Raw genomic sequence first — 17868 nt, 5'->3', positions numbered from 1 at the left:
CAAAACAACATAAATAACTAACCTTTATACTTTTTCATTTCTCCTCCAAAGTAATGAGAGAGAGAGCTAATTTATTAGCTCTACAACTTACTCCCTAGAGACTGCCTTCCCAGCAGTCTCTTTTTTGTTTCTAAATATTAAGAATCGTGCTAATATTTTAATCACGAAGGAGGTCTTAAGGATGCAAACCATTTATACGCTAATAACATTGATTTTTCTTAGTGTTATACCACTTCTTGTAGCTGCTTTTTTACTAACAGCTGTGAACAGTAATACAAAAAAACAATTATCATTAAATCAACAATTATACTTGGGTTCATTGGGTATTATTATCCATGAAGCAAGTCATGCTATAATGGCTTTTTTATTTGGATTTCACGCCATTGAAGTTAAATTAATTAAACGTCCACATCCCGAAATTGGTGATAACTCACTTGGATTCGTTCGTTATAGCTCACCTAAAAATATGCGTGGTAAAATTGGACAAGCAATGGCCGGTATTGCGCCCATCATTGGCTGTTCAATCGTAATTATTGGCCTTTTTATTCTACTGCTACCTCACTCTTTTAATCTACTATCAACAATGCTAGTTAACCAAGCATTTAATACTCAATCGTTATTTAACCTATTCACCTCGTTATTTCAATCTTGGTCATTAAGACTTATCCTGTGGTTGTTAATCACAACATCTATTACAATTGGTGGTTTTGATTTAAGCTCAGCAGATAGAAAAGGATTTGGTCTTGGATTCAGTTTATTAGCACTTTTAATCATTATCTTTTATTATTTCTTAACTCTATTTAATCACCAGACTTTAATGATGACTCTACTATCAAAATTTGCCTTATCTATTGGTCTAATTACTATTTTGATGCTGTTTTTATTACTTATTACAAATTGGCTGGTTAAAATCATCAAAAATAAATAAGACTATCTCATATTGAAATGGTCTTATTTATTAGTTGTATCGACTTATTTATTTCCACCACAATTTAACTAATGCTTGTGTACCGTCATTACCTAATCCATCTTCATCAACTAATTTTTCATATAGTACTTTAGCTTCTTTTGTTGCGGGTAGATTAATATTCATTTTTTCTGCTTCGTCTAATGCAATACGCAAATCTTTAAGAAAATGTTTTGCAAAGAATCCTGGTGTATAGTCATCACTTAAAACTCGGGGCGCATAATTGTCTAAACTCCAATTTGCTGCACTTCCCCCGCCAACTGTTTTAATGACACTTTCCAAGTCTAAGTTTGCTGCCTTAGCGTAAACTAACAGCTCAGTCATTCCGGTCATTGTTCCAGCAATCATAATTTGATTAGCCATTTTTACATGTTGGCCTGATCCATAACCACCAAACAAGGCAATTGTTGTTCCCATCTTTTCAAAAATAGGTTTCACTTGTTCATATACATCACTGTGTCCACCAACCATAATTGTTAGCTTCGCATTCTTTGCACCAATATCACCACCAGAAACAGGTGCATCTAACGCAAACAACTCATGAGTTTCCGCGTAATCACCAATTTTTTTCGCTAGTGTTGGTGTACTTGTTGTCATATCAACTACAATTGCGCCTTTTTTAGCACCAGCAAAAATACCATTTTCTTCAAAATATATTGCTTCTACATCTGCAGGAAAACCAACCATCGAGAAGATAATATCACTTTTAGCCGCAACCAATTGTGGCGAATCAGCCCATATTGCCCCTTGGCTAACTAAGTCATCTGTCTTTGATTTGGTTCGATTAAACACGGTTACTTCATAGTTCGCTTTCAATAAATAACTAACAATTGCTGAGCCCATAACGCCCGTTCCAATAAACCCAATTTTTTTCATAATAATCTCCTTTTATAATTTTCTTTAGTATGCACCTTTAAGGTTACGACTGCCATTAATAATAGTTAAGCCTAAAATAAAATCCCACTACAAAATTTGTAGTGGGATTTTATTTATACTGCTTTATTTTGAGCAACTTTTTCACTTAAATACTTTGAAAATTTACTCTTATCATGATAACCAACAACTTTTTCAATTGCTTTGCCATCTTTAAATAATAGAAAACTCGGAATACTCATGACATCATATTCCAATGCTGTTTCTTTATTTTCATCAATATTCAACTTTACAAATTGCATATCATCTTTGAATTCTTGTTCTAATTCATCAATAACAGGTTCCATCATACGACATGGACCACACCAAGGAGCCCATAAATCAACAATTGTTAATCCGGAATCTGTATGTTCCGCGAGCGTTTTATCTGTTACTTTTGTGACCATTTTATCGCCTTCGTTTCGTTATTTTTTATTCTGAATATTATACATATGAATTAAAGTCGTTAATATAATAGCCCCAAAAACAATTCCAGCAAAAAGTACTGCTGAAACTTCGATACCAATTTGAGGGATAGAAAGGAATAACTTCACCGCAATTAATGCGATTAGCAAGTAAGCCATTGATTCTAACTCCGGAACAACCTTCATCAACTTCATAATCAATGTCGCAATCCCACGCATGGCTAAAATTCCAAACATCCCACCGATTAAAACAATGACTGGATTTGTCGAAATTGCTAACGATGCTAAGACAGAATCAATTGAAAAAACAATATCCATCATCTCAATTGAAATAACAACTGACCAAAACAATGAGAATGGACCTTTTCGTCCATTACTTTTTTTCTCTGATTTAGGTTTTGGCGTTTTAATTTTTGAAAAGAAATAATGGGCTGATAGGTAAATAAGATACCCAGCGCCAATTACTTTAATTTCCCAGAAATCAATTAAAAATGTTCCAATTCCAATAATGATGAACCGGAAAATATATGCACCCCATAATCCGTAAAATAATGCTTTTTCTTGTTCTTTTTTACTTGGTAATTTTTGTGTTTGTGCAGCTAATACAATTGCGTTATCCACTGATAATAAGCATTCGATTACTGCTAATGATAGGATAATTATCCAATCACTACTTGATTCGACAACTGTTTTCCAATTGTTTAGATCAAAAAATGGTCCATATAAGTTTGCTAACATTTAATTCTCATACTTTCTTTCAATAATTTTTATAAATAACTGTAAATGATTATTATACAGCAATTACCAGATTATGCCATAACATATGAACAACAGTAACTGCCAGCTACATTTCTCGAATAGCAATCAATAATGACAGTTATGACACTTTATCTCGATTCATTAAAACAACATGTTGGTCTTGCTCATTTAACCGATCAACATGTTTTTCGCCCCAAACACACAATTTATTTAATATAGTACTCAAAGACTCACCATATTCAGTCAATTGATAATCTACTTTTGGTGGTACCTGTTCATAGATATGTCTAGAGATAATCCCATCGGCTTCCAATTCACGTAATTGTTGCGTTAACATTTTTTGGGTTATTTTCGGAATTGCACGTTTCAGCTCACTAGTTCTTCTTTTTCCACCACGTAAATGGCATAAAATAATTGTTTTCCATTTTCCGCCAATGACTTCTAAAGTCGCTTCAACACCAATATTATATGTTTTATCTTCCATTCTTCCTCCTATAGGCACTAAAAAGTTCCTATAGCACTTTTTAGTACGTTATTGTCTTATTGTTGCGTACACGTATAATCATAAATTGTAGCATTATTCCAACAAAAATCAAGGAGGCTTTACAAACTTATGGAAAAACCAAAAATATCACCATCCCTAACACTCTTAGCATTGGCTATTAGTGCTTTCGCAATCGGATCAACAGAATTTATTAGCGTTGGGCTCATCCCCTTATTAGTCAAAGATTTTGGTATTTCATTAAGTCAGGCAGGACTTAGCGTTTCATTATATGCATTCGGTGTCACAATAGGTGCACCCGTTCTAACTATTTTAACTGGCCAATTTGATCGAAAAAAATTACTCTTAAGTATCATGGCGTTATTTATCGTTGGTAATTTAGTTGCAGCATTTGCACCAACTTTTTCAATTTTATTAATTGGTCGAATTATTTCTGCATTGTCTCACGGTATATTCATGACAATCGCTTCCGTTATTGCGGCTGATGTTGTTGAACCTTCAAAACGTGCTAGTGCTATTTCAGTCATGTTTACTGGTTTAACCGTTGCAACTGTAACCGGTGTTCCTTTAGGTACATTTATTGGTCAACATACTAGTTGGCATGGATCATTTATTTTTATTAGTATCATTGGACTAATTGGTTTAATCGCCAACTTTTTCCTCGTACCAAATGGTTTACCAATTCCTGGAAAATCTGATGCGCATGGTTTTATCCGTGTCCTTAAGAACAAATATCTATTGATTACGTTATCATTAACCGCCTTAGGTTACGGTGGGACATTCGTTGTTTATACGTATATTACGCCACTCTTAGAAACTTCAATGGGTTACAGTGAAAGTGCTGTTGTTATCATTTTAATCGTCTACGGATTGATGGTTGCCCTTGGAAATACGATTGGCGGCCGTTTAGCAAACCATAATCCGCTCCAAGCATTATTAAAAATGTTTATCGGACTTGCAGTCGTCTTATTTATCCTTTTCTTTACTGCTAAAATGTCAATTCTAGGTTTATTAACCGTTATGGCCTTAGGACTATTCGCCTTTATGAATGTTCCAGGATTACAACTATACGTTGTTCAATTAGCTGAAAAATATACCCCTAAAGATATTACTTTAGCATCGTCGCTAAATATTTCTGCTTTCAATATTGGCATTACGTTAGGCTCTTTAATTGGTGGACAAGTTGTTTCTAATCTCGGATTAGGTATGACGCCACTTTTTGGGACAGTCATGGTTTTAATCGCCATCTTCATGACAATGTACTTAATTACACTCAATAAGAATGAGAAATAACAAAAAAACGGGTCACAACGAATATAAAATTCATTGTGACCCGTTTTTATTAGGCTCTCTTTGCACGTAACCCGATTCCCGTCCAACCACTAATGATTGAAAAGACAGGCGATAGTAAGCTAAAGAACGCAAATGGTAAGTAGTCTAGCGTTGGAACTCCCAACGTGCTTGCTGCAAACGCACCAGCTACACCCCAAGGGATTAAGTAATTAATCACTGTTCCGCCATCTTCAAGTGCACGACTTAAGGCTAAATTATCTAATTTTGATTTATCAAAAGCGGGTTTAAACGCTTTTCCAGGTAAAATAACTGATAAGTATTGTTCTCCAACAAATAAATTAACTCCAATTCCAGCAAAAATAGTTGCCGTAATTAATTTACCAGATGAATTTAAACGTTTAACTAAAGGTTCCATAACGACTTCAATAATATTGAAGTTCATTAGTAAGCCGCCTAACGTTAAAGTTAAAATTATTAATGACACGGTTCCCATCATACTTGAAACGCCACCTCGTGTTAACAGCATATCCACATTTGCATCTCCAGTTTTAGAAACAAATCCTGACTGAATCAACGCCGCAACATCTTGTAAACTCGTAAATGGTTTTTGAATAAATAACATAACTAACGATACACCAATATTGATAAATAACGTTGGAATAGCTGGAATTTTTAACCAGGCACAGACAAACATTAAGATAATTGGTAATGCCGCCCAAGCTGTGATTGAAAAGTGACTAGATAAAATTGAAATCGTATGATTGATTTTATCCATATTTGCTGCCATACTACCACTTCCCAAAATGAAATATAAAATTAAAGATCCTACAAAAGCAGGAATTGTTGTCCACATCATATTTTTAATATGTTTAAATAAATCAGATTCTCCAATGGCAGCTGCTAAGTTCGTTGAATCTGATAAGGGAGACATTTTATCCCCAAAGATAGCACCTGAAATAATTGCTCCTGCCACTAGTGCAGGATTAACCCCCATCGTCATCCCCATACCGAATAGTGCGATACCCACAGTTGAAATTAAAGTGAAGGCACTCCCAATTGATAATCCGATAATAGCACAGACAATAAAAACGGAAGGCACAAAGAATTGAACACTAATCAGATTAAATCCCCAAATCATTAAGGTTGGAATAATTCCTGCCGCAATCCAAGTCGCAATCAATGAGCCAATCAAAATAAAAATAAAGATGGGAATTAACCCTGTACTCATTCCATCCTTGATACCCGCGTGAATCTCATCCCATGAAAAATGACGAATTCTAGCCCATAAAATTAACAACCCAATCACTAACATAACTGGTGTTTGAGGTGATAACCCAAACTTAATTACACCAAATCCCATAATAATCAACATTACTACTAAAACACTTGCTGCTTCTGTAAACGATAATTTATTTTTCATTAGTAAACACTCCTATTTTTTAGTCGATTCTAGTATTTATCATGAAAAGTTTGATATCGAAACTGACCCCAATTTATATTTTTCATTTTTAACACTCCTTTTCTGGACAAAAAAAGTCCCTGATACAATATTAAATATTGTATCAGGGACGACTCTAGCCGTGGTACCACCCAGTTTAATTGAGAACCCAAATTCTCACTCACTAGATGATAACGGTTCTAGATATTTATCCGATGTTTAAAATAACGTTAACGTATTTGGTTAATTTATCCTGATTGGTTCGCATCAACCACCAACTTTCTGACTCCCAGATAAATGACTACTTATGTGTTAACTTTTATTTATTAAGTTGAATGAATCTTAACATGCCTAAATATCCTTGTCAATAATGTACATCTTATAGTATTTCCTTTAGAACACGATCAACTGAGAAATAAAAGGCTTCTTCCCCAGCCACATCTTTAAAGCCAGATCGTTCAAACATTCTCATTACATTTGGTTGAACTGAAGAAAAAATCACTTCATGATTTTTAGTCTGAGCATCACTATAGAAATCCTGAATAACAGCCATTGCTGTATTATCAATTGATGGTACGCCTCGCAATGAAAAGATAACTAAATCTCGTTCATGAAGTGGCTGTAGTGCCTTATCTAATCGATCCGCAGACATGAAAAATAGTGGTCCAGTGATGTAGACAACTGCCCAATCATCTTTTAATCTATCTTGTGTTGTTTCGACTTTGCTTAAATCAACATCTTCAACAACAACATCTAAAATAGAACTCTTAGCCACAAAAATAACGATCCCGACTAAAACACCGGCCATAATCGCCGTACTCAAATCAAAAATAACGGTACTTATTAATGTTAAGAAAAATAGAATTAAAGCACTTTTAAATTTATTTTTAAAGAGATACTTGATAGCTGACCATTCGTTCATCCGCCATGAAGTCACAACTAACACGCCAGCTAATGCCGATAAAGGAATCTGTGACATGATTGGTGCCAATAAAAGCATTGAAACTAATAACGCAAGTGCATGGAAAACGCCTGTCAATCGCGTCTGTGCACCTGATTTAATTGCTACACTCGTTCTAGCAATCGCAGCCGTTGCTGGAATACCACCAAAAAATGGTAAAATCATATTTCCAATACCTTGAGCGATTAATTCTTGATTACTATCTAAGGTTTTACCTGTCATGCGACCAGCAGATGCCCCGCATAATAAACTTTCAATCATTCCCAGTAAAGCAATACTTGCGCCAGGAATAATTAGATTTTTAACTGTTTGAAGATTTAATGCACCTAAATGTAATCTATCATCACTGATAACACTTGTTGGAATCTCGCCAACTGTTGCGACATCTAATTTAAATATCATTGTAATTGCCGTAGTAACAATAATTGCAATCAACGATGCAGGAATAACTTTATTCCATTTTTTTGGAAAAATAAAAAGTGCAATAACAACTAAAATTGCCATCAAAGTCGTTGCCAACTTAGGTTGAAAACCTAAGCTAGGATAACTACCAATTTTTTCAATTAAACTACTTCCGTTTGAATGCGTACCAAAAAAATTATCTAATTGCCCGAAAGCAATAATAATTGAAATTCCTGATGTAAATCCTGTAATAACAGGGGCAGGAATAAAAGTCGTTAAAACGCCTAATTTAAATATACCGGCTAACAATAAAATCACTCCGGCAATCAATGTAGCAATAAAAACCCCTTTTAATCCATATTGTGCAATAACACCCATTAATACTGCGGCCATCGCTCCAGTTGGTCCTGATATTTGATAATATGCCCCAGATAAGGTACTTATCAAAATCCCAGCAACAATGGCTGTGATTAACCCAGCAGCAGCTGTTGCCCCACTTGAGACACCAAATGCCAAGGCTAACGGAATAGCAACTGCAGCTACCGTTAAACCTGCCATAAAATCTTTAGCTAATTTTGTTGCATTATAACCTTTAAACTCGTTTTTTAATATTGAAATATAATTTGATATCATCATCATGCTCCTATTTATGTTATACATAAAAGCATAACATAAACCTTATATATAAATAAACAAGTAAACGTTTTCCAAATAAAAATGGTTAAATCTTTATAAGATTCAACCATTTTGTATAACTTTTTTCTATTAACGAACAACCATAACTGAAACGGGAGAATACTTAGCCACGTATGATGCTTGGCTACCTAAGTACTTACCAATCCCTTTAGTTATAGCTGATCCAACAACGACTAAATCAGGTTTAACGTCAGGAATAACATCTTTGACAATCGTTTCACCAGGTTCACCCTCAGCAAGAACAATGTGTACTTCCTTAACACCAGCATCTAATGCGCTTTGTTTATACTCTTGAAGTTGTTTTTCAACCTTCAAACGTTTTTCAGCTAATGTATCTTTTGTTAATACCTGAAAAACATTCAAATCATCCGACTCCAGAACAGTTACAATATGCAGCAGAGAATCATCATCTAAAGCATGACTAACCGCTTCTAAGAATGCTAATTGGGCATCTGCCGAATTATCGACGCCGACAAGAATGTTCTTATGCTTTGGTAACTCAAAACTTTTTTTCATATGAATTTCCTCCTTATTTTATAAAACTTCTTGGAAAAATTGAATGACTAAATTGAAGACTAATTGAACATTTAAAATAGTTAACCCGATTGCGGCTGCCCAACCAATAATTGATACCCAAAGTGGATTAACGAATCGTTCACCCATATATTTTTTAGAAGATGTAAACCAGATTAATGGAATCATCGTAAATGGTAAGGCTACTGATAAGAACACTTGTGAATAAACAAGTAAATTATCTAATACGCCTTCTGTCCCACCCCAAATGATTGCGGCAATCATAACGGGGATAACTGCTATGATACGTGTAACCAATCGACGGGCCCATAATGGCATTTTTAAATGTATGAAACCTTCCATTATAATTTGACCAGTCAAGGTTCCGGTAATCGTTGCATTTTGCCCAGAAGCCAGTAAAGCTACGGCAAATAAAGTTGAAAGTACAGGTGATGCAATCCCTTTGGCAATTGTATTATCACTTAATGCACGGTATAAATCACCGAATGCTTGTAATTGATCTGCATGTCCAAAGAATAAAGCAGCCCCCAAAAGTAAAAGTAAACTGTTAACAATTGTTGCGCCAAATAATTGGATATTTGAATCCCAAGTTGTAAAGCGCACAACTTTTGCAACTTCTTCTTCATCAGTTGAATCGTACTGACGTGTTTGTGCAATTGAAGAGTGAAGGTACAAGTTATGAGGCATTACTGTTGCACCAATAATACCTAAAGCTAATGTTAATTGATCATGGTTCATAACGATTGATGCTCTTGGTAAAATACCACCCATGATACCTGCTAAACTTGGTTTTGATAAGGCAACTAAGTAAAGGAAAATAATTAAAATTGATGCAATCAATGTTGCAACAATCGCTTCAATTGTTCTAAATCCTAATTTTGTTAATAATAATAGTAAGAAAACATCTAATATAGTTATCATAACGCCGACTGTTAATGGAATTCCAAAAAGTAATTGTAAAGCAATCGCTCCACCAATTACTTCGGCTATATCTGTTGCCATAATTGCTAATTCTGTCATGATCCATAATAAAAATCCAACCGGTTTATTAGTATGATCACGAATTGCTTGTGCTAAATCCATTCTTGTTACGACACCTAACTTAGCAGCCATATATTGCATTAACATAGCGATAAGTCCGGAGAAAATAACGACTGATAATAGTAAGTAACGGTATTGTGCACCACCGACAATTGATGTAATCCAGTTACCTGGATCCATGTAACCAACAGCGACTAATGCACCTGGTCCACTAAAAGCCCATAAAGTTCGTAAAAATCCGGCACTTTTTGGAACTTCTACTGATCCATTTACTTCTTCCAAACTAGCACTATTTGTTGTGGTAGTCATTTTTGGTTCTTGTACTTCTTTCGACATTTTTTACCACTCCTTTAAATTCTTTTCTTCTCAATTCCTTATTATACTCAAACTTTATACATTGTAAACAAAAAGTTTAGGCTAACCTTAAATCATTTTACCAGTTATTAAATATTGCTATATTTCCAAAAAAAGACTGCTGATATCTATTTGATATCAACAGTCTTTAGCTATTTAATAAAAATTTCTTTTGTTATCATAATACCTACTTCACAAAAATATAATGAGCGGCTTTATAACTAATATTTCTAACCTCACCAGTATTTTCTAATTTGATTTCAACTGGACCTTCAAAAGGCGCATGAGAAACAACTGTTAATTTATCACCAATGTGTAATTCTAAATCATCTAAATAAGTTAACAAATCATGATTATCAATGAATCGTTCAATCACAACTTTAGTGTTATCTTCTACTGCTTCTAAAACGAGATGGCTATCTTCCTCATAGTTACCTTCTTTGTCAGGTATCACACCGCCATGAGGACAGTGTGTTGGATGACCCAAGAATTCACTCAAATGATCAAGCAAGTACTCACTTGTCACATGTTCAAGTAACTCTGATTCACCGTCAACATCTTGTAGTTTATAATTTAATTTATAAACTAAGAAGCATTCCCATAAACGATGCTTACGAACTAAATCTTCTGCCAATAATATCCCAGGTTTCGTTAACGAAATCCCTGCGTATGGCGTATGTTCTACTAACTCTTCTTTAACTAGTTTATTGACCATTTCTGTAACTGATCCGGCCGCAATGTTCAGACTAAGCGCAATCTGTTTATTCGATATTTTCTTTTGCGTACCGCCTAATTCAAAAATAATTTTTAAATAATCTTCCTTCATAGGTGTCATATTCGATCTTTCATTTTTTGTCATTAGTTAATCAATTCACTTCCATTTTCTTAATAATAGATTTATTATATCAGAATAACGATTGAATTGTAACTTATTTTTTAGGAATACCTAACCTTTCATTTTAAAATACCTAAATGTAAGCTAAAAATCATAATTCACTGCATTAAAATAGGATTCAAGCATTTGTTTTAAGAAATGTCTTGAATCCTATCTTTTTGTAGAAGGAAAGCCGAAACCCGTGTTACCGAGAGTCGATTTTACTTGATTATTAATATATTTCGCCTCTATATCTTTATACTTATTTAGTTCTGTGAAGTCGCTTTTATATGTTTTGAATCATATATTATCGAACGACGCCCTTTGAGCGATTTGTTATCCATTCGATTTCAAACGTTTCTCCAAGACCAAATACCTCTAAATCCAATTATTCGTTCTACTACAACTTAAATCATCAAAATTCGATATCTTGATTTGCTTTTTAATGCTCAAGACCGGCACCGTTTTAATACGCCTTACTTGACATCTCTCAACGTCATTAACTTGCCGTACATTGGAAACTTAAACCATCATCTTAATTGATGTGTCCTGATTTGCTTTTAAGCGCTCAAGACTAGCACCGTTTTAAAACCTTGTTCGACGTCTCACGACGTTCACACTACCAAAATTCTAAATTCATCGGAGTAAACATCATCTAACTTGATGTGTCTTGATTTGCTTTTTAATGCTCAAGACCGGCACCGTTTTAATACGCCTTGCTTGACATCTCTCAACGTCATTAACTTGTGTTACATTTTTCAACTATCTTCAGTACTAAACATTGTCCAACTAACTTCGTTTTTAAAAACCATTAAGTGAGTTTAAAAAAGTGACTTCAGTTTTATTTTGTTCAGGGATTTCGATAGCCTTCCTTGCTACAAATTAAGTATAACACAAATGTAAACGGTTGCAACCTTTTTATGATTTTATTTTATAATTCTTTTTATTAAACATCTCTGAGTTCAAAACGTGTCCCTTTTTCATCTATTACCGCAAATAAACGCTGCTTTTTGGAGTCATCAAAATAGCCCATATCAAAAACTGTTTTATTTCCTTGTTTACCAACATCTGAAACACGATCAATCAAAAAGTGTTTAAATTGTCTAAAAATATCCATTTTTCCGTTAACGTGTTCAATCGCCGCAACCAATGTGTATCCTTCATCTAACTCTTCTTTTATAAGACTGACTTTTATGACCATATCTAAACGATATTCTCGCGACTTTGCCTTCTCATCTGAAATACTTTCAATATAGCCTTTTTGTTCCCAATATCTTAACTGTCGTGTTGAAACACCTGTCATTTTACTGATTTCACTAATACCGACAATTAACTTATCTTGCTTCATAAGATTGGCTAATGGATTATTATTCACTGTAAGTACCTTCTATCTCTAGTTTTCTAAATACTTTTGAAATTTTTTATCGATTTCTGGCAGACTTTTCTGTAATGATTTTGACTGGTTTTGTGTCCCCTCAGCCATTAACTTCAAGTAAGTAAATAAAATTTGACTAGCGTCTTTATGATATTTACTACCAAGTTCACTCGCAAATGTATATCGTTCATCCGTTAGTAATTTTGAAAATAAAGTTTCTTTTGCCATCTAGGCTCCTTCGATTGTTTTTATCATTGTGTGATGTGGAATTCCTGCGTCCATAAAGCCTTCACCTTCAACCTCATATCCTAGTTTCAAATAAAAATTTTGGGCTTGATCTTGTGCACCTAAGGTTAAGTATTTAATTCCGTAGACTGTTGAAAATCCTTCAATAAACGTTAGGATATCTGTTGCTAAATGTTGTCCACGAGCCGCTTTCAATGTTGCAACTCGCTGGACATGCCACGTTTCAGAGTCTTCGCTAAGTACACGTGCTGTCACAACAGGTTCTTCATCTTTATAACCCACAAAATGAATAGCTTCTGATTCGTTTTCAATTTCCAATTCCATTGGCACATTCTGTTCTCCAACAAAAACCGTTTTTCTAATTGATAATGCATCCTTATATATTTGACTACTTATATCTCTAGTTGATTTCACTATGAACATTTGCTCATCCTCAGCTTTCTTAGTTATCTTCGCATATAGCTTACCATAACTTGCTTTAAATTTGAACGTCAAGACCCGGTAGCTTATAATGAAAGCAAATAACTTACTATGCAAAGGAAACCACTAATGAAAAAATACGGTATATTAATAACCATCTTATTGATTTTAGGATTAGGTATTGGCTTTTTACTATTGCATAACAGTATACCTAAATCGGTAGAAACAGAGAAAAGTATTTCACAAACACCAACCTTATACATTCATGGATACGGCGGTACAGCTAACTCAACTAACGACATGATTGCCTCAGCAGAAAAATCTGGTAAGGCAAAAAAAGTTCTAACAGCAACCGTCTCTTCAACTGGTGATGTCACTTATACGGGTAGATGGAAATATACTGAAAAAAATCCAATTGTTCAAGTTATATTTGCGCGTAGTGATGCTCAAATTCCTGAAGAGGGCAGATGGATTGGTAAGATAACTGATTATTTAAAAGCATCATACGATATTAAAAAAATCAATCTTGTTACACATTCAATGGGTGGCTCATCTGCAATGTACTGGGCTGAATCTGTCAGAAAAAAATCTTCTCCTATCCTAAATAAATTTGTTCCAATTGCTGGTCCAATTAATGGGGTCCTCGGAATGGACGAAAAAGCCAATAAAAATTACTTCTTGAAAAATGACGAACCTGCTATTAAAACAGCAAACTACCAAAGTTACTATAGCAAACGAAAAAATTTCCCATCAACCGCAAAAGTCTTTGTTATTTATGGCGATGTGAATGATGGCTCAAATTCTGATACATCTGTCAGCATTGCTTCTGCCCGTTCAATGAACTATCTATTAAAAGGCCAAGTAAAATCGTATGACGAGCTTAAAATTACTGGTGAAGATGCACAACATAGTAAACTTCATAGAAATTTACAGGTTGATAAAGCTGTTATCCAATTCCTTTGGGGTAAATAGAACTATACGAAATATTAATTTTGTGCTATGATTAAGTTATGCGATGAGTCGAGTAAAATCAGACAACTTCGGTTGTTCCGCTGCGGCGGCTAGTGATTAGTTCGAAAATGGGGCATTTTTTACCTACCGCATTGTAGGTATGTCTGATTGTCACTGTTTTGTGGAATTCATACAATCTATTTACTTCGGTAAGTACCATAACAGGAAAGCATCAACTTCGGTTGGTGCTTTTTTTGTGCAGATAAATAGCCTTAGAAAATTACTTTCCAAGGCTATTATCACTATTTTTGAATTCTTATTGCTTCAACATCAAACACTTTATCAATCCAAGATTCATAAAATGGTGCTTCATGACTGACCAATAAAACATTTCCAGGAAAACGTCGGACTGCCTTTTGTAGCGCGTCTTTTGTATCATCATCCAAGTGATTAGTTGGTTCATCCAAAATTAAAAAGTTACTTGGTTTCAATTCAACTAAACTCAACTTAACTTTCATTTGTTCCCCACCACTCAAAATATTAATAGGTTTCATTGTATTCGCAGCATTAATCCCTGATTTAGCCAATCGGCGACGAATCGTTTTAGGTTCCAATTCAGGGTATTCATCTTGAATAATTTGAAGAGGTGTCATTTCTTTATTATCCCAAATTAAATCTTGATCAAAATAATTAACAACAACAGAATCAGAAAATTCAGCAGTTCCACCAAACGTTGGAATTAACTTCAAAATTGACTTAATCATTGTTGATTTACCAATTCCGTTAAATCCCTTTAAGACAACTTTTTCTTGATGTGATAATGAAAAAGTTACTGGTGATAGTAATGGCGTTTTATAACCAACTGATAAATTTTTAACGGCAAGCGTTGATGCGGATCCAGTATCTAGATAAGGAAAATCAAATTTACCTTTTACAGTATCACTTGGCGGTGTCACACGCTCAATTTTATCTAATCTTTTTTGTCTAGACTTAGCCATTGTGGCACGCGTTCCAGCTTTATTCTTTCGAATATAAGCCTCATCTTTTTCAATTTGAAGGCGTTGTTTCTGGAAAGCTTTTAGTTGCGCTTCTTTTTTAGCTTCTTTTTGCTTAATAGCTGATTTAAAATTCCCACGATATTTTGTGATTTTACCGAATGCAACATCAATAATTGTATTCGTGACATTTTGTAAAAATTCAAAATCATGAGAAATAACCATGAAACAGCCTTCAAATTGATTTAAATACTCAGTTAACCAATCAATATGTTCCGTATCTAAATAATTAGTTGGTTCATCTAATAAAATAACTTCAGGATTTTCCAATAATAATTTAGCTAAGATAATCTTAGATCTCTGACCACCACTTAATTCACTAACTTGATGGTCTTTTTCAATTGCATCTAATCCTAAACCAGTTCGAACACGGTCAATTTCTGTATCGATATCATAAAAATTTTTTGCCTCAAGTTCTTCTTGATATCTACCCGCTTTTTCCAACAACTTCTCGTCCATATTTTCAGCATAATCCGTATAGGCCTGCGTTTGTTTTTCACTAATATCATATAAACGTTGAAATGCTGTCTTCAAAAACTCAATAACCGTAATGCCTTCCGCAACTTCAGCATATTGATCTAAATAGCCAATTGTCGCACTTTTTTTCCATTTGATTTCGCCTTCATCAGGTAATTCTTGTCCAGTAATAATTTTGATTAATGTACTTTTACCAGCACCATTTTGACCAATGATACCCATATGATCCTCAGTGTTTAATTCAAAATGAGCATCCTCATATAATTGCTTATCCGCAAATTGATGGGAAAGTTGGCGAACTTCTAAAACTCCCATTGTAATCCTTCTTTCTAAAGACTAGTTATCATTGTTAACTTCCAATATTGCATTAAATACTTCTTGTGGTAATTCCATTTCAGCCTTAGAGCCCAATCGTTTATTAGCGCTTTGACGGCGTAGCATATCTTGTTTGGCAGCATTCTTTTTATCACTACTTGTTGTTGCGCTCTTACGAAGAGGCGGTACATTTGCACGCGAAATAGCTTTATTTTCGATAACTGCTTGTACTGGCATTGGGAATAATTTACGTGGAATTGAATATTTCAATTGCTCAACTAATTTCTGACCAATTTCCACAGCATCTTGTCTATGCACAACAAACCCTAGTGCATCGACTGTTGCATAGTTAACTAAAACGTCCATTTTAACAACGTCTGCTGTTTGATATCCTTTAAATTGCGTTTCCATTGTTGCATAGCCATGTGATAATGATTTTAATTGATTGAAGAAATCATAGGCAATTTCAGACGTTGGTAACGCATAATTCAATTCAGTTTGACCAGAATTGTATGACATATCTTGGAAAATACCTTTACGTTTTTCAGCTAATTTCATGATATCGCCCACTTGTTCATCTGGCACGGTCATATGAACATCTAAAAATGGTTCTTCAACATGATCAATTTCAGAAAAATTAGGGAATTGGACAGGATTATCAACAACAACTTCTTTACCATTTTTCAAAATAACGTGGTACGTAACATTAGGCGTCGTTGTTAACACCCCTAATTGGTATTCTTTTTCGAGACGTTCACGAATAATACTTAAATGTAACATCCCTAAGAATCCACATCTAAATCCTAGTCCTAAAGCATCTGACTTTTCTTCTTTATAATGGAAAGATGAGTCATTTAAAGCTAATTTTTGAATAGCTGATTTTAATTCTTTATAGTTATTATCTTTAGGATAAAATCCAGCAAAAACCATTGATTCTGATTCTTTATATCCAGGAAGTGCTTCTGGTGTCGGGTTACTTTGAGAAGTTAACGTATCCCCAATTTTAACTAGTTGAGGATCTTTTAGCCCTGTAATAACATAGCCAACATCCCCGGCATGTAGACTATCAACAGCCACCATGTCAGGTTTAAAAATACCTGCTTCTACTACTTGGAAATCAGTCGTTTGTTGCATAAATCGAAGTAAATTATTAGCTTTAAATTCACCATCAAAGACACGAATATAAGCCACAATTCCTTTAAATGCATCAAAATGTGAATCAAAAACTAATGCTTTAAGTGGTGCTTCAATATCACCGATTGGTTTTGGAATACGGTCTTTAATAGCCTCTAGAACCAAATCAACACCAATCCCAGTTTTAGCTGATATTAATAACATTTCGTCTTCATCAACGTCAGCTAATTCCATCAATTGAATTTTAGTTTCTTCAACATCAGCATTAGGATGATCAATCTTATTGATTACTGGAATAATTTTTAAGTTGTTTTCTTTAGCTAAACGGTAATTTGCAACCGTCTGTGCTTGCACACCTTGAGTGGCGTCCACCAATAAAATAGCCCCATCACTAGCAGCTAAACTTTTCGAAACTTCATATGAAAAATCAACGTGTCCCGGTGTATCAATAAAATTATATTCGTAAGTTTCACCATTAGTAGCTGTATAGTAACTACGAACCGTTCGTGATTTAACTGTAATCCCGTGTTCTTGTTCAACAGCCATTGAATCTAACAATTGACTAGACATCTCACGTTCACTGACAGTTTGTGTTTCTTCCATAATTCGATCAGCTAAAGTTGATTTACCATGATCAATATGGGCAATAATTGAAAAATTTCTAATTTGTGATTGTTTCATTATGATTAAACCTCATTTTCTAAATAATCATCTACTGTTTTAGAGTCTTTTTTATT

17 protein-coding genes are annotated in these 17868 nt (G+C 34.3%); 3 read left to right on the top strand and 14 right to left on the bottom strand.

Going from position 1 to position 17868, the window contains the following annotated elements; genetic code table 11:
- Nucleotides 1-181 precede the first annotated feature (181 nt).
- Nucleotides 182-928: a hypothetical protein gene (locus tag AC1RPJ_RS01145; RefSeq protein ID WP_481760958.1), complete on the top strand. Its 747-nt coding sequence runs from the start codon at nt 182-184 to the stop codon at nt 926-928.
- Nucleotides 929-976: 48 nt separating this feature from the next.
- Here AC1RPJ_RS01145 and AC1RPJ_RS01140 read toward each other — a convergent pair whose 3' ends face one another.
- The 4 genes from AC1RPJ_RS01140 to AC1RPJ_RS01125 form a co-directional block, all read right to left on the bottom strand.
- A complete protein-coding gene (locus AC1RPJ_RS01140) occupies nt 977-1843 on the bottom strand; it encodes an NAD(P)-dependent oxidoreductase (RefSeq protein WP_481760959.1) in 867 nt (288 codons plus the stop codon).
- A 113-nt stretch (nt 1844-1956) separates the two neighbouring features.
- Entirely contained in the window at nt 1957-2286 is a 330-nt protein-coding gene (trxA, locus tag AC1RPJ_RS01135) for a thioredoxin (RefSeq protein ID WP_481760960.1), read from the bottom strand.
- Nucleotides 2287-2304: 18 nt separating this feature from the next.
- Entirely contained in the window at nt 2305-3042 is a 738-nt protein-coding gene (locus AC1RPJ_RS01130) for a TerC family protein (RefSeq protein ID WP_481760961.1), read from the bottom strand.
- A 139-nt stretch (nt 3043-3181) separates the two neighbouring features.
- A complete protein-coding gene (locus AC1RPJ_RS01125) occupies nt 3182-3547 on the bottom strand; it encodes a winged helix-turn-helix transcriptional regulator (RefSeq protein ID WP_409021715.1) in 366 nt (121 codons plus the stop codon).
- Nucleotides 3548-3676: 129 nt separating this feature from the next.
- Between AC1RPJ_RS01125 and AC1RPJ_RS01120 the strand changes: the two genes are divergently transcribed.
- A complete protein-coding gene (locus AC1RPJ_RS01120) occupies nt 3677-4858 on the top strand; it encodes an MFS transporter (protein ID WP_481760962.1) in 1182 nt (393 codons plus the stop codon).
- Nucleotides 4859-4907: 49 nt separating this feature from the next.
- Here AC1RPJ_RS01120 and nhaC read toward each other — a convergent pair whose 3' ends face one another.
- The 8 genes from nhaC to AC1RPJ_RS01080 form a co-directional block, all read right to left on the bottom strand.
- A complete protein-coding gene (gene nhaC, locus AC1RPJ_RS01115; protein ID WP_481760963.1) occupies nt 4908-6278 on the bottom strand; it encodes a Na+/H+ antiporter NhaC in 1371 nt (456 codons plus the stop codon).
- A gap of 397 nt (nt 6279-6675) precedes the next feature.
- Nucleotides 6676-8292, bottom strand: coding sequence for a SulP family inorganic anion transporter (locus tag AC1RPJ_RS01110; RefSeq protein WP_481761141.1), 1617 nt, complete (start codon nt 8290-8292; stop codon nt 6676-6678).
- Between the two features lie 132 nt (nt 8293-8424).
- Nucleotides 8425-8871 carry a universal stress protein gene (locus tag AC1RPJ_RS01105; protein WP_481760964.1) on the bottom strand — a complete coding sequence of 149 codons (447 nt, stop codon included), beginning with the start codon at nt 8869-8871 and terminating at the stop codon, nt 8425-8427.
- An 18-nt stretch (nt 8872-8889) separates the two neighbouring features.
- Nucleotides 8890-10266 (bottom strand): Nramp family divalent metal transporter, encoded by a 1377-nt coding sequence (locus AC1RPJ_RS01100; protein WP_481760965.1) that lies wholly within the window; start codon nt 10264-10266, stop codon nt 8890-8892.
- 205 nt (nt 10267-10471) lie between these two features.
- Nucleotides 10472-11119, bottom strand: a complete 648-nt coding sequence (locus AC1RPJ_RS01095) for a metal-dependent transcriptional regulator (protein WP_481761142.1) — start codon at nt 11117-11119, stop codon at nt 10472-10474.
- Nucleotides 11120-12104: 985 nt separating this feature from the next.
- A complete protein-coding gene (locus AC1RPJ_RS01090; RefSeq protein ID WP_409021721.1) occupies nt 12105-12533 on the bottom strand; it encodes a MerR family transcriptional regulator in 429 nt (142 codons plus the stop codon).
- Nucleotides 12534-12551: 18 nt separating this feature from the next.
- A complete protein-coding gene (locus tag AC1RPJ_RS01085; protein WP_481760966.1) occupies nt 12552-12761 on the bottom strand; it encodes a hypothetical protein in 210 nt (69 codons plus the stop codon).
- Nucleotides 12762-13202 (bottom strand): GNAT family N-acetyltransferase, encoded by a 441-nt coding sequence (locus AC1RPJ_RS01080; RefSeq protein WP_481760967.1) that lies wholly within the window; start codon nt 13200-13202, stop codon nt 12762-12764.
- Between the two features lie 126 nt (nt 13203-13328).
- Here AC1RPJ_RS01080 and AC1RPJ_RS01075 point away from each other — a divergent pair, with 126 nt between their 5' ends.
- The gene (locus AC1RPJ_RS01075) at nt 13329-14171 is read left to right on the top strand and encodes an alpha/beta hydrolase (protein WP_481760968.1); all 843 of its coding nucleotides are present in this window, start codon (nt 13329-13331) and stop codon (nt 14169-14171) included.
- A 281-nt stretch (nt 14172-14452) separates the two neighbouring features.
- On the opposite strand, the gene AC1RPJ_RS01070 is transcribed toward AC1RPJ_RS01075, so the two are convergent.
- Both AC1RPJ_RS01070 and lepA read right to left on the bottom strand, forming a co-directional pair.
- Entirely contained in the window at nt 14453-15997 is a 1545-nt protein-coding gene (locus tag AC1RPJ_RS01070) for an ABC-F family ATP-binding cassette domain-containing protein (protein WP_481760969.1), read from the bottom strand.
- 21 nt (nt 15998-16018) lie between these two features.
- Nucleotides 16019-17812: a translation elongation factor 4 gene (gene lepA, locus AC1RPJ_RS01065; protein ID WP_481760970.1), complete on the bottom strand. Its 1794-nt coding sequence runs from the start codon at nt 17810-17812 to the stop codon at nt 16019-16021.
- Nucleotides 17813-17868 lie beyond the last annotated feature (56 nt).

The organism is Dellaglioa sp. CoH-57-MRSF-17 (genome assembly GCF_056782015.1).
The sequence above is the reverse complement of the archived record's forward strand: the minus strand, read 5'-3'. Positions and strand labels throughout refer to the sequence as shown.